11 protein-coding genes are annotated in these 12,215 nt (G+C 67.7%); 4 read left to right on the top strand and 7 right to left on the bottom strand.

What is annotated here, in order from left to right; translation table 11 throughout:
* Nucleotides 1-61 precede the first annotated feature (61 nt).
* The 6 genes from dxs to F3H57_RS13785 all read right to left on the bottom strand — a co-directional run bounded on the left by dxs (nt 62) and on the right by F3H57_RS13785 (nt 5,395).
* Nucleotides 62-1,987, bottom strand: coding sequence for a 1-deoxy-D-xylulose-5-phosphate synthase (gene dxs, locus F3H57_RS13810; protein WP_149756502.1), 1,926 nt, complete (start codon nt 1,985-1,987; stop codon nt 62-64).
* A 54-nt stretch (nt 1,988-2,041) separates the two neighbouring features.
* Nucleotides 2,042-2,905 (bottom strand): polyprenyl synthetase family protein, encoded by an 864-nt coding sequence (locus F3H57_RS13805; RefSeq protein WP_149756501.1) that lies wholly within the window; start codon nt 2,903-2,905, stop codon nt 2,042-2,044.
* Nucleotides 2,905-3,171, bottom strand: coding sequence for an exodeoxyribonuclease VII small subunit (locus tag F3H57_RS13800; protein ID WP_149756500.1), 267 nt, complete (start codon nt 3,169-3,171; stop codon nt 2,905-2,907). Before F3H57_RS13800 ends, F3H57_RS13805 begins: the two co-directional genes overlap by 1 nt.
* Nucleotides 3,168-4,091 (bottom strand): histone deacetylase family protein, encoded by a 924-nt coding sequence (locus tag F3H57_RS13795; protein ID WP_149756499.1) that lies wholly within the window; start codon nt 4,089-4,091, stop codon nt 3,168-3,170. Before F3H57_RS13795 ends, F3H57_RS13800 begins: the two co-directional genes overlap by 4 nt.
* 72 nt (nt 4,092-4,163) lie before the next feature.
* On the bottom strand, nt 4,164-4,865 hold the full coding sequence (locus tag F3H57_RS13790; protein ID WP_149756498.1) for a response regulator: 702 nt from the start codon (nt 4,863-4,865) through the stop codon (nt 4,164-4,166).
* A 20-nt stretch (nt 4,866-4,885) separates the two neighbouring features.
* On the bottom strand, nt 4,886-5,395 hold the full coding sequence (locus F3H57_RS13785; RefSeq protein ID WP_223163081.1) for a MarR family winged helix-turn-helix transcriptional regulator: 510 nt from the start codon (nt 5,393-5,395) through the stop codon (nt 4,886-4,888).
* 168 nt (nt 5,396-5,563) lie between these two features.
* Here F3H57_RS13785 and F3H57_RS13780 point away from each other — a divergent pair, with 168 nt between their 5' ends.
* The 4 genes from F3H57_RS13780 (at nt 5,564) to F3H57_RS13765 (ending at nt 10,498) form a co-directional block, all read left to right on the top strand.
* Nucleotides 5,564-6,433, top strand: a complete 870-nt coding sequence (locus F3H57_RS13780; protein WP_149756497.1) for a branched-chain amino acid aminotransferase — start codon at nt 5,564-5,566, stop codon at nt 6,431-6,433.
* Nucleotides 6,434-6,662: 229 nt separating this feature from the next.
* Nucleotides 6,663-8,147 carry an AMP nucleosidase gene (locus tag F3H57_RS13775; protein ID WP_149756496.1) on the top strand — a complete coding sequence of 495 codons (1,485 nt, stop codon included), beginning with the start codon at nt 6,663-6,665 and terminating at the stop codon, nt 8,145-8,147.
* Between the two features lie 128 nt (nt 8,148-8,275).
* Nucleotides 8,276-8,563, top strand: a complete 288-nt coding sequence (locus F3H57_RS13770) for an HU family DNA-binding protein (RefSeq protein ID WP_149756495.1) — start codon at nt 8,276-8,278, stop codon at nt 8,561-8,563.
* 249 nt (nt 8,564-8,812) lie between these two features.
* Nucleotides 8,813-10,498, top strand: coding sequence for a BCCT family transporter (locus F3H57_RS13765; protein ID WP_149756494.1), 1,686 nt, complete (start codon nt 8,813-8,815; stop codon nt 10,496-10,498).
* A 273-nt stretch (nt 10,499-10,771) separates the two neighbouring features.
* Here F3H57_RS13765 and F3H57_RS13760 read toward each other — a convergent pair whose 3' ends face one another.
* On the bottom strand, nt 10,772-12,163 hold the full coding sequence (locus F3H57_RS13760) for an aminotransferase family protein (RefSeq protein ID WP_149756493.1): 1,392 nt from the start codon (nt 12,161-12,163) through the stop codon (nt 10,772-10,774).
* Between the last annotated feature and the right edge of the window lie 52 nt (nt 12,164-12,215).

The raw sequence follows: 12,215 nt of genomic DNA, 5'->3' as shown, positions 1-12,215 counted from the left end.
CGCGAGGGGCGCCGCCACCGACGCTCGGATCAATGGCGGCCCTTGCGCCCGCACTCTCCGATCAGGCCCGGCGGTCCATCTGCGCGACGCCCATGACGCTCAGCACCTTCGCCTCGATATCCTCGGCGTTGAGCTTCGCCACCGCGTACATGTCGCGCGGGGAGGCCTGGTCGATGAAGATGTCGGGCAGCACCATGGAGCGGAACTTCAACCCGGAATCGAAGACGCCTTCCTCGGCCAGAAGCTGCGCGACATGGCTGCCGAAGCCGCCGACGGCGCCTTCCTCCACGGTGATCAGCGCCTCGTGGTTCCGCGCGAGGCGCAGGATCAGGTCTCGGTCGAGCGGCTTGGCGAAACGCGCATCGGCGACGGTCGGGCGGATGCCGCGCGCTTCCAGCGCATCGGCGGCCTCCGTCACCTCCTGAAGGCGTGTGCCGAAGGACAGAAGCGCGACGCCGGACCCTTCGCGGATCATCCGGCCGCGGCCGATCTCAAGCGGCGTGCCGCGCTCGGGCATCTCCACGCCGGTGCCCTCGCCACGCGGGTACCGGAAGGCGATGGGGCCCTCGTCGTGCGCGGCGGCGGTGGCGACCATGTGCACCAGCTCCGCCTCGTCGGCGGCGGCCATCACGGTGAAGCCCGGCAGGTTGGCCAGGTAGGCGACGTCGTAGCTGCCCGCATGGGTGGCGCCGTCGGCGCCCACGAGCCCCGCGCGGTCAATGGCGAAGCGCACCGGCAGGCGCTGGATCGCGACGTCGTGCACGACCTGGTCGTAGCCGCGCTGCAGGAAGGTCGAATAGAGCGCCGCGAAAGGCTTCATGCCCCCCGCCGCGAGCCCGGCGCAGAAGGTCACGGCGTGCTGTTCGGCGATGCCCACGTCGAAGGTGCGCGAGGGGAACCGCTCGCCGAACTTGTCGAGCCCGGTGCCGTCGGGCATCGCCGCGGTCACCGCGCAGATCCGGTGGTCGGCCTCGGCCTCCGTGATCAGCGCACCGGCGAAGACCTTGGTATAGGCCGGGGCGTTCGGCGGCGTCTTCTTCTGCTCGCCGGAACGGATGTCGAACTTCGCGGTGGCGTGGCCGCGATCGGGGCGCTCCTCCGCCGGTTGGTAGCCCTTGCCCTTGCGGGTCAGCGCATGGATCAGCACCGGCCCGTGGGCGCGGGCCTTCACCGCGCGCAGCACCGGCAGAAGCTGGGTCATGTCGTGCCCGTCGATGGGGCCGAGATAGGTAAAGCCGAGCTCCTCGAAGAGCGTGCCGCCCATCGCCATGCCCTTGATCATGTCCTTGGCGCGCTTGGCGCCCTCGCGGAAGGGCTCGGGCAGGAAGGACACGGCGCCCTTGGCGGCGTCCTTCAGGGTGTGGAACGGCGCCTCGGTGTAAAGGCGCGAGAGGTAGGTCGACATCGCCCCGGTCGGCGGCGCGATGGACATCTCGTTGTCGTTGAGGATGACGATCAGCCGCTTGCCCATGTGGCCGGCATTGTTCATCGCCTCGTAGGCCATGCCCGCCGACATCGCGCCGTCGCCGATCACCGCGATGGCGTCGCCATGCCCGGTGTCGCAATCGCCGCCGAGATCGCGGGCGGTGGCGAAGCCGAGCGCGGCCGAGATCGAGGTCGAGGAATGCGCCGCGCCGAACGGGTCGTAGGGCGACTCGCTGCGTTTGGTGAAGCCCGAGAGGCCCCCGGCCTGGCGCAGGGTACGGATGCGGTCGCGGCGCCCTGTGAGGATCTTGTGCGGGTAGGTCTGGTGCGAGACGTCCCAGACGATCTTGTCGCGCGGCGCGTCGAAGACGCTGTGCAGCGCGACGGTCAGCTCGATCACGCCGAGCCCCGCGCCAAGATGACCGCCGGTTTCGGACACCGCGGAAATGGTCTCGGCGCGCAATTCGTCGGCAACCTGACGCAGCTCCATGTCGGAGAAGGCCTTGAGGTCGGCCGGCGAAGCGACGCGGTCGAGAAGCGGGGTGAGAGGACGGTCGGACATGGGCTGCGCGCCTCCTTGATGTGCGCGGACTGGCGGACGATGCGGGAGGGGCCGTCAGGTCTGCCGCGAGATAACGAAGCGGGCGGCGTCTATCAAGCTGGCAGCGCCCTTTCCGTAGGCAGATAGCGCGTCGCAGGCGGTGTCGATGAGCTCTGACGCGCGGGCGCGGGCGCCGTCCACCCCCAGGAGCGACACGAAGGTCGCCTTGCCGGCGGCCGCGTCCTTGCCGACCGCTTTGCCGAGCGCATCCGCGTCGCCTTCGACGTCCAGAAGATCGTCGGCGATCTGGAAGGCGAGGCCGAGCGCGGCGGCATAGCCGCGCATCGGCGCGGGGTCGGCCCCGGCGAGGCGCGGGCCGGCCTCCGCCGCCCAGGAGATCAGTGCGCCGGTCTTGCCGGCCTGGAGGCGCGTGATCGCCTCCAGATCGGTCGCGCCGCCGGCTTCCGCCTCGATGTCGAGCGCCTGGCCGAGCACCATGCCTTCGGCGCCGGCCGCCTTGGCGAGCGCGAAGGCGAGGTCGGCGCGCACCGCCGGGTCGGGATGGCAGCCCGGTGCGAGGCAGAGCTCGAAGCCCATCGTCTGCAGCGCGTCTCCGGCAAGGATCGCGGTCGCCTCGTCCCACTTGCGGTGCAGCGTCGGCTGACCGCGGCGGGTGTCGTCGTCGTCCATCGCCGGCAGGTCGTCGTGGACGAGCGAATAGGCATGCACCGCCTCGATCGCGAGCGCGGCGTTCAGCGCGTCCGGCGCACCGTGCAGGCGCGCGCCCTCCAGCACCAGGAAACCGCGCAGCCGCTTGCCGCCGCGCAGCGCGTAGCGCATCGCGTCGTGCAGCGGCAGGCCCGGCGTGTGCGCGAAGAGGTCGTCGAATCCGGCCTCGATCCGCGCCTGCGCCGCGGCGAGGTCCTCCTCGAACGGCATCAGCCGGCGTCGACCGGCTTCGTGCCCGTGGGCGTGCCCTCGGCGTCGAGGGTGATCGCGGCGACCTTTTCCTCGGCATCTTTGAGCTTGGCCTCGCAGCGCTTTTTCAGCGCCGCGCCGCGCTCGTAGAGGCGGATCGAATCGTCGAGCGCCACGTCGCCGCGTTCGAGCTGCGCGACCACGCGCTCGAGCTCGGCCATCGCGGTCTCGAAGCTCATCTCCTCGACCGGGGGGCCGGCCTCTTCGGTGACCGGGCTGTCGGTCATGTCCCTGCCTCCATCAATTCCTCGACATGCGCGCGACCGGACTCGCTCAGCGCGGCGAGATCGTAACCGCCCTCCAGAGTGGAGACCAGCCGGCCATCGCAGCAGTCGCGGGCGATCGCACAGAGCTCCCTGGTGAGCCAGCGGAAATCCTCCGCCTCCCATTCGAGGTTGGCGAGCGGGTCGTCGGCATGCGAATCGAAGCCGGCGGAGATGATCAGGAGCTCGGGCGCGAAGTCGCGCAGGCGCGGAAAGACCTTCGACTCGTACTCCCGCCGCATCACGGCGCCGTCCGAGCCGGGCGAGAGCGGGACGTTCAGAACGTTGTCGTGCGCGCCGCGTTCGGAGGGGGCCCCGCTGCCGGGCCAGAGCGGCGACTGGTGCGAGGAGACGAAGAGCGCGCGGTCCTCGGTCCACAGCAGGTCCTGCGTGCCGTTGCCGTGGTGGACGTCGAAATCGACGATTGCGACGCGCGACAGGCCGTGCTGGTCGAGCGCGTGTTTCGCGGCGATGGCCGCCGTACCGAAGATGCAGAAGCCCATCGGCGTCGCGGTCTCGGTGTGGTGGCCGGGCGGACGCGTGGCGCAGAACACGTTGGGCACTTCCCCCGCGAGAACCATGTCGACGCCGCGAATCGCGCCGCCGACGCAGCGCAGCGCGGCGTTCCAGGAGCCCGGGGAGAGCCAGGTGTCGGAATCGAGCGGCACCGCGCCCTTGGCGGGCGTGTTGGTGCGGATGCGGTCGATGTAATCCTGCGGGTGGCAGCGCAGGAGGTCGTCCTCGCTCGCCAGAGGGGCGGAGACGCGGGTGAGGTCCAGAGGCTCCAGCGCGTGCAAGAGGTGCTCGAGCCGGGCGACACGTTCGGGGTGGCCGTCGGGGGTGACGTGGGTCAGCCCGTCGGCATGGGTGATGAGAGCTGTCATGGCTGCGAGGAAAGCCCGAAAAGGGCTTGAGGAGCAAGGCTCGATCCGCCCTTGCGGGCGTCCTCGCCCGCATCAGTCGGGCGACAGCATGTAACCGGCGCCCCGCACCGTCTGCAGGTAGCGCGGCTGCTTGGGGTCGTCCTCGATCTTGCGGCGCAGCCGGGTGATCTGAACGTCCACCGCGCGCTCCTGGCTCTGGCTGCGGTCGCGGCCGAGATCCTCCACCAGCCTGGTGCGGGACAGCGCCTCGCCCGGCTTGGCCGCGAAGATCCGCATCAGGTGGCTTTCCGTCGCCGTCAGGCGGATCGGCTCCTCGCCGCGCCACATCTCGCCGCGCTCGATGTCGTATCGGATCGGCCCCAGCGTCAGCAGCTTCGGCGCCGTCTCGCCCGCGGGCACATCAGGCATCCGCCGCAGGATCGCGTTGATCCGCAGCAGCAGTTCCTTGGGCTCGAACGGCTTGGAGAGGTAGTCGTCCGCGCCGGCCTCCAGCCCCGCGATGCGATCGTCTGTCTCTGACTTCGCGGTCAGCAGCAGGATCGGCGTGGTGCGCGTTTCGCGGATCGAGCGGGTCAGCGCAACGCCGTCTTCGCCCGGCATCATCACGTCGAGCACGATGAGGTCGAAGTCGAGCCCCGACAGCACCCGCCGCGCATGCGCCGCATCGCGTGCAGTGCTGACCAGAAAGCCGCTGCGCATCAGGAATTTCTGCAGCAGACCGCGAATCCGCTCGTCGTCGTCCACGATCAGCAGATGCGCATCGGGATCGCTCATTCCGTCTCTCCCCTCCGAGCCTAGCGTCCGGTCCGCAGCGCACGATACTGTCGCTGCTGCTCGGAATCCATCATAGCCTCGAGCACCGTGCGGAACCCGGCCACCGCGTCCGGCCCGGCCTGCCGGTAGGCCTGCCGCATCCGCGCGCGCTGGGCGTCCGAGAGCTGTCGCTCAAGGCCCTGGCCCCGCTCGGTCAGGTAGAGGTGGCGTTCGCGCTTGTCGCTGCGGCCCACCCGGCTTTCCACCAGCCCGTCGGCGATCAGCGTGCGCAGCACCCGGTTCAGCGACTGCTTGGTCACGCCGAGGATCGACAGCAGGTTGTTCACCGTCGTGCCCGGCACGCAGTTGATGAAGTGGATCGCGCGGTGATGCGCCCGGCCGTAGGACAGCGTCTCGAGAATCCGGTCGGGATCGGCGGTGAAGCCGCGATAGGCGAAGAACATCGCCTCGATCCCCTGGCGAAGCTGCTCGTCGGTGAGAAAGAGCAGCGCCTCGCCGCCCTGCGCCGTCATCCGCTCCGGCTCTGCCATGGTTGGCCTTTCCTGTTCACGTTCTGCTGGGTTTGCGGGCAGTCTAGGTCAGTCTTGTTGACATTCCAAGGTTCAACTGGTAGCGACTCGCAGATTTTGCGACATTTTGTGTCCGGAGCGGACGTATTTGGCGCAACAAACGGAAAACCTAGGCTGGGAGTGCGCGCAATGGCGGGAGCGTATGACGATCGGGACGGCACGATCTGGATGGACGGGCAGATGGTGGACTGGCGCGGCGCGAACGTGCACGTGCTGACCCACGCGATGCATTACGCCAGCTCCGTCTTCGAGGGCGAGCGCGCGTATAACGGCAAGATCTTCCTGTCGCGCGAACATTCGGAGCGGCTGCATTATTCCGCCGGAGAACTCGATTTCGAGATCCCCTACAGCGTCGAGGAGATCGAGGCGGCGAAGGCGAAAGTCCTGGCCGTGAACGGCCTGACCGATGCCTATGTCCGCGCCGTCGCCTGGCGCGGCGTGGGCGAGGACATGGGCGTCGCCTCCAAGCGCAACCCGGTGCGGCTCGCCATCGCGGCGTGGGAATGGGGCAGCTATTACGGCGACGCCAAGACACGCGGCGCCAAGCTCGACATCGCCAAGTGGAAACGGCCGAGCCCCGAGACCGCACCGAGCCATGCCAAGGCCGCCGGCCTTTACATGATCTGCACCATGTCCAAGCACGCCGCCGAGGCGAAGGGATGTTCGGACGCGATGATGTTCGACTATCGCGGCTACGTCGCCGAGGCGACGGGGGCCAACATCTTCTTCGTCAAGGACGGCGAGGTGCACACGCCGAAGCCGGACTGCTTCCTCAACGGCCTGACGCGGCAGACGGTCATGGGGATGCTGGAAGAGCGCCAGGTGAAGATCCACGAGCGCCACATCATGCCCGAGGAGCTCGAGGGCTTCGAGCAGTGCTGGCTGACCGGCACCGCCGCCGAGGTGACGCCGGTCGGGCAGATCGGCGACTACAACTTCGAGGTCGGTGCGCTCGCGCGCGAGATCTCGGACGCCTACGAGACCAAGGTCCGGAGCTGAGAGGGACGGCCTTCGCCGGGCGGGGCCTTGTCCTGACCACGGCCGAAGGCTCGCGGCGCGGTTCGCCGTCAGCTTCGTGGCCGCGCCGGAACCGGGGCCGGACGGTGGCACCCCGCGCCGCACTTTTCCCGTGCGGGGCGCCCGGTTCCGGCGGTTCGATGCAGTCCGGGGCGGCTTGAAGCGGGGCGGCCCCCCTGCCATCTTGCCCGCAAACATGCCGGGGGCCGCGATGCAGGACATTCCAACCGAACTGAAGGTGCAGGCGCCCGAAAGCGAGGGGCCGCGGCTCTTCGACGATCCGGCCGAAGCGGTCACGTACCTGACGACGCTTTACCGCACGGCCGTCACCTTCCTGACCGAGGCGTTCGAGTCCGCGATGCGGCACGGCCACCCCGGCGTGCGCTACCGTGCGTTCTACCCCGAGGTGCGGATCACCACGACCAGCCATTCCAAGATGGACAGTCGCCTCAGCTTCGGCCATGTCGCCGCGCCGGGCAGCTATGCCACGACGATCACGCGGCCCGATCTCTTCGCCCATTACCTGCGGCAACAACTGGAACTGCTGGTTCGGACCCACGGGGTGAAGGTGCAGGTCGGCCCCTCGGAGACGCCGATCCCGATCCACTTCGCGGTCGCCGCCCGGTCCGAGATCACGGTGCCGCAGGAAGGCGCCGCCGCCTTTCCGCTGCGCGACTGCTTCGACGTGCCGGACCTGACCTCGACCAACGACGATATCGTCAACGGCACCTTCCAGCCGGCGCCGGACGGCACCGAACCCCTCGCGCCGTTCACCGCGCAGCGCGTCGACTATTCGCTGGCGCGCCTCGCGCATTACACCGCGACCGACGCGGAGCATTTCCAGAACCACGTCCTGTTCACCAACTACCAGTTCTACGTCAGCGAGTTCGAGGCCTTCGCGCGCCAGATGCTCGCAGACCCCGACAGCGGCTACACCAGCTTCGTGTCGACCGGGAATGTGGAGATCACCGGCCCGGAGGACGAACTCGCGCCGGTCCTGAAGATGCCGCAGATGCCGACCTACCACCTCAAGCGACCGAACAACGCCGGCATCACGCTGGTCAATATCGGCGTCGGACCGTCGAATGCGAAGACGGCGACCGACCACATCGCGGTGCTGCGCCCGCATGCCTGGATGATGGTCGGACATTGCGCCGGCCTGCGCAATTCGCAGAGCCTCGGCGATTTCGTGCTGGCGCATGCCTACTTGCGCGAGGATCGCGTGCTCGACGACGATCTGCCCGTCTGGGTGCCGATCCCGGCGCTGGCCGAGATCCAGGTCGCGCTCGAGAACGCGGTGGCGGACGTGACGGAGCTGTCGGGCTACGATCTCAAGCGCGTGATGCGCACCGGCACGGTGGCCAGCGTCGACAACCGCAACTGGGAATTGAGGGACATGTCCGGCCCGGTGCAGCGGTTGTCGCAGTCGCGGGCCATCGCGCTCGACATGGAAAGCGCCACCATAGCGGCGAACGGGTTCCGGTTCCGCGTGCCCTACGGCACGCTGCTGTGCGTCTCGGACAAGCCCCTGCACGGAGAGCTGAAGCTGCCGGGCATGGCGACGGATTTCTACCGCACGCAAGTCGCGCGGCACCTGCTGATCGGGATCAAGGCGATGGAAGAGTTGCGCGAGATGCCGCTTGAGCGTATCCACAGCCGGAAATTGCGTAGTTTCTATGAAACAGCGTTCCTTTGAAGCGAAGCCTCGCGACATTCCGCTTCACTCCTCGCTGGTATTCCTCAATATCTTGTGTTTTCCCTCAGGAATGAGTTTATTCGGCGCGATCTAGCCCAAGAGATGTGGCGGCAAGGAGACCAGGAAAAATGGCGAAGGCAATGACGAAGACGCAGCTCGTGGCTGCACTGGCCGATGAAATGGGCAGTGACAAGAAGACGGCCGGGGCCGCTCTCGACGCGCTGACGGACATCATCACCAAGGAAGTCGCAGATGGCGGCGCGGTGACGCTCCCGGGCGTGGGCAAGATCTATTGCCGCGAACGCCCCGAGCGCATGGTGCGCAACCCCGCCACCGGCGAGCAGTTCAAGAAAGAAGCCGACAAGCAGGTCAAGGTGACCGTGGCCAAGGCGCTCAAGGACAGCGTGAACGGCTGAGGCGCACCTCGCGTCAAGCTATATCGGGCCGCCCCCTCGGGCGGCCTTTTTCGTTTCCGACGCGCGATCAGGCCGGGCCGCCACGGTATTGTGCGCCGGGCGCGCGGGCGCCGTCTCCTGGCGGAATCTTTTCTATTGACCGGGAACCGGGGCCTGTTGGCGGGGTTTTGCCGACTTGACGCAGCGACACTCAGTTTTCCAAGTATCCCTTTTTCTTGTGCTGTCGTTTTTTGCCAAAGGAGAGGGACAATGGAAGAACTCGCCCGCCGGTTCGGACTGAAGACCGACCCCGTCATTTTCTTCTCGGCGGCTGCCTTCATGGTGGTTTTCGCCTTCCTCCTCGTGCTGTTTCCAGGGCCGATCGGAGACGGCTTCGCGGCGGCGCGGGCCTGGATCGTCGCGCATCTCGGCTGGTTCTTCATTCTCGGCGTGAACGTCTGGCTGGGCTTTCTGATCTGGGTGTCGATGAGCCGCTATGGCCATGTGCGCCTCGGCGGGCGCGATGCGATACCCGACTACGGCAACATCTCGTGGTTCACGATGCTCTTTGCCGGCGGCATCGGCACGGTGCTGATGTTCTGGGGCGTGGCCGAACCGATGAGCCATTTCGCAACGCCCCCCTTCCCGGGGGTCGAGCCGCATTCGGTCGAGGCGGCGCAGGACGCCATTTCCATCGCGCTTTACCACCTGGGGCTGCACACCTGGACGATCTTCACGCTGCCGGGGCTGGCCTTTGCCTATTTCATCTACCGCTACAAGCTGCCGGTGCGGGTCAGTTCCGTCTTCTATCCGCTGTTGAAGGAAGGAATTCACGGCCCGGTCGGCAAGACCATTGACGTGGTTGCCATCCTCGGCACGCTCTTCGGCGTCGCGGTGTCGCTCGGCCTGGGGTCGAGCCAGGTCGCCGCGGGCCTGAACGAACTGATGGGCACCGGTGACGGGCCCTTCGTGCAGATCGTCATCATCGCCGTGCTGACTGCGGTGGCCGTGATGTCCATCGTCGCCGGGCTCGACAGCGGGGTGCGGTTCCTGTCGAACCTCAATATCGGCATGGCGGTGGCGCTGATGATCTTCGTTCTGATCGCGGGGTCGACCCTGTTCCTGCTGCGCGGGATCGTGGAAACGGCGGGGCTCTACCTGTCGAATCTGCCACGGCTGGCGTTCTGGAACGACATGATGGCCGACCGCGACCCGTCGACGGACGGATGGGGCTGGCAGGGATCTTGGACGGTCTTCTACTGGGCGTGGACCGTGACCTGGTCGCCGTTCATGGGGCTGTTCGTCGCGCGGATCTCCTACGGGCGGACGATCCGCGAGTTCGTGATGGGTGTGCTCCTGGCGCCATCGTTCTTCACGCTGGTGTGGTTCGCGATCTTCGGCTGGCAGGCGATGGGCTTCGACGGGATCGGCCCCGAGGCGCGCGAGCAGCTCGGAGATGCCGCCGGGCAACTCAGCCAGGCGGTGTCGGACTCGATCCCGCTGGCGATGTTCGCCTTCCTCGACAATTTCCCATTCGCGACCTTCCTGCAGGGCTTTGCGGTGATCGTCGTGGCGATCTTCTTCGCCACCTCATCGGACTCCGCGTCGCTGGTGGTCGACATGCTCTGCACCGGCGAGGCGGAGGCCGGCCCGGTGCAGCAACGGCTGTTCTGGGGGATCGCGGAGGGCACAATCGCGATCCTGCTGATCGTGCTGGCTGGGCAGGCGGGTCTGACTGCGCTGCAGCAGGTGATCACGGTGGTCGGTCTGCCGGTGTTCTGCCTGGTGTTCCTGATGATCCCGTCGCTGATCATGGGGCTTCTGGCCGAGGATATCGACTACATCACCGTCGGGCCGCGGCCGAAGCCCTCGGACCTGCACGAGGAGGAGAACGCTGTGTCCTCCTACGACCAGCCGCGGGCGGCGCCGACAGCGGCGCCTGCACCGGGCGAATAACGATCCTCTAATGGCGATAGCGCCTCCCCGCGAGGGGGGGCGCCTCTTCACGCGGCGTGATCATTGCCCGCGCGGGATCAAGGCCGTCAGGCCGCCGCGCATCGCCGGGCCGCCCCCGGACCGGCGATTTGGTGACGCTTCGCGCAATGCTCAGAGGTCTTGCCGAGCTGGCAGCCAAAAAGCGCTGCCGCTCGGCGGTCGGGATCGCCGATCCACGGCCCGTCGATGCGCGGCTCGGTGCCAAGGCGCAGCGCCTGACGCCCGCGGCGGCCTTCAGCCGAAAACGCGGCCGAGCGCGCCGTCCACTGCCGACACGATCTCGTCGATGTCGTCCTTCGTGGCGATCAGCGCCGGTGAGAAGCAGAGCGTGTTGTTGCGGCCCGGCACAGACCGGTTGGTCGCGCCGATGATCACGCCCTGCGCCATGCAGTCGCCGACCACAGCCTTCACGCGCGCCTCCTCGACGGGGTCCTTGGTGTCACGGTCCGTCACCAGCTCCGCCCCGAGGAACAGGCCCTTGCCGCGCACGTCGCCGACGATGGCGTGCCGCTCCTTCAGCTCGCCCAGGCGGTCCAGCATGTAGGCGCCCATGTCGGTGGTGTTCTGCAAGAGGTTCTCATCCTCGATGATCGCCATGTTCTCGATCGCCGCTGCCGGACCCGCGGTGCAGCCGCCGAAGGTGGAGATGTCGCGGAAATAATCCATCGGATCGGTCTCGTCCGATTTGAAGAGGTCGAACACGCCTTCGGTCGTCACGAGGCACGCGATGGCCGCGTAGCCAGACGCCACGCCCTTGGCCATCGTGACCATGTCGGGCTCCACCCCGTAATGCTGGTAGCCGAACCAGGTGCCGGTGCGGCCGACCCCGCAGACGACCTCGTCGATGTGCAGAAGGATGTCGTACTTGCGGCAGATCTCCTGCACGCGCGGCCAGTAGCCCTCGGGCGGGGCGATGACGCCGCCGCCGGCGGTCACCGGCTCGAGGCAGAGCGCGCCCACGGTGTCCGGCCCCTCGGCGAGGATCACCTTCTCGATCTGGTCGGCGGCCCATTCGCCGTAATTGTCCTCGGGCGCGCCGTCCTGTTCGTGCCGGCGGTATTCGAGGCAGTGCGGCACCCGCACGAAACCCGGCGCGAAGGGGCCGTATTGTTCGTTGCGCTCGTCCTGCCCGCCGGCCGAGAGGCATCCGATGGTGGTGCCGTGGTAGTCGCGGTCGCGGAAGAGGATCTTGTGCTTCTTGCCGCCATACCGCTTGTGCGCGATCTGGCGGACCATCTTGAACGCCTTCTCGTTCGCCTCGCTCCCCGAGTTGCAGTAATAGACCCGGCTCATCCCCGGCATCTTTCCGATCAGCTTCTCGGCGAAGAGCGCGCCGGGAACGGTGCCCGAGGCGCCGGCGAAGTAGTTCATCTTGAGGATCTGGTCGTAGACCGCTTTCGCGATGCGCTCGCGCCCGTAGCCCACGTTCACCGTCCAGACCGCGCCCGACACCGCGTCGAGATGCTCTTTGCCCGCCTGGTTCCAGACGCGCATGCCCTTGCCCTCGATGAGGATGTTGGGGTCCGACGTCTCCCACGGCTTGTGCTGGCTGAGGTGGTGCCAGACATGCGCCTTGTCGGCGGTGACGATGTGGCTGAGGTCGTTGGCCGAAAGCGTGCCGTCCATCGCGGGGCTCCTTGCGCAGGGGGGCGGGCCGGGCGCGCGCCGGCCTGTCGAC

The organism is Roseivivax sediminis (assembly GCF_900112685.1).
Classification (GTDB): domain Bacteria; phylum Pseudomonadota; class Alphaproteobacteria; order Rhodobacterales; family Rhodobacteraceae; genus Roseivivax; species Roseivivax sediminis.
This window is presented reverse-complemented; position numbering and strand designations above follow the sequence as displayed.

Coding starts and splice junctions, on each gene's coding strand:
- dxs (WP_149756502.1), bottom strand. CDS start 1,987: ATGTCCGACCGTCCTCTCACCCCGCTTCTCGACCGCGTCGCTTCGCCG.
- F3H57_RS13805 (WP_149756501.1), bottom strand. CDS start 2,905: ATGCCGTTCGAGGAGGACCTCGCCGCGGCGCAGGCGCGGATCGAGGCC.
- F3H57_RS13800 (WP_149756500.1), bottom strand. CDS start 3,171: ATGACCGACAGCCCGGTCACCGAAGAGGCCGGCCCCCCGGTCGAGGAG.
- F3H57_RS13795 (WP_149756499.1), bottom strand. CDS start 4,091: ATGACAGCTCTCATCACCCATGCCGACGGGCTGACCCACGTCACCCCC.
- F3H57_RS13790 (WP_149756498.1), bottom strand. CDS start 4,865: ATGAGCGATCCCGATGCGCATCTGCTGATCGTGGACGACGACGAGCGG.
- F3H57_RS13785 (WP_223163081.1), bottom strand. CDS start 5,395: ATGGCAGAGCCGGAGCGGATGACGGCGCAGGGCGGCGAGGCGCTGCTC.
- F3H57_RS13780 (WP_149756497.1), top strand. CDS start 5,564: ATGGCGGGAGCGTATGACGATCGGGACGGCACGATCTGGATGGACGGG.
- F3H57_RS13775 (WP_149756496.1), top strand. CDS start 6,663: ATGCAGGACATTCCAACCGAACTGAAGGTGCAGGCGCCCGAAAGCGAG.
- F3H57_RS13770 (WP_149756495.1), top strand. CDS start 8,276: ATGGCGAAGGCAATGACGAAGACGCAGCTCGTGGCTGCACTGGCCGAT.
- F3H57_RS13765 (WP_149756494.1), top strand. CDS start 8,813: ATGGAAGAACTCGCCCGCCGGTTCGGACTGAAGACCGACCCCGTCATT.
- F3H57_RS13760 (WP_149756493.1), bottom strand. CDS start 12,163: ATGGACGGCACGCTTTCGGCCAACGACCTCAGCCACATCGTCACCGCC.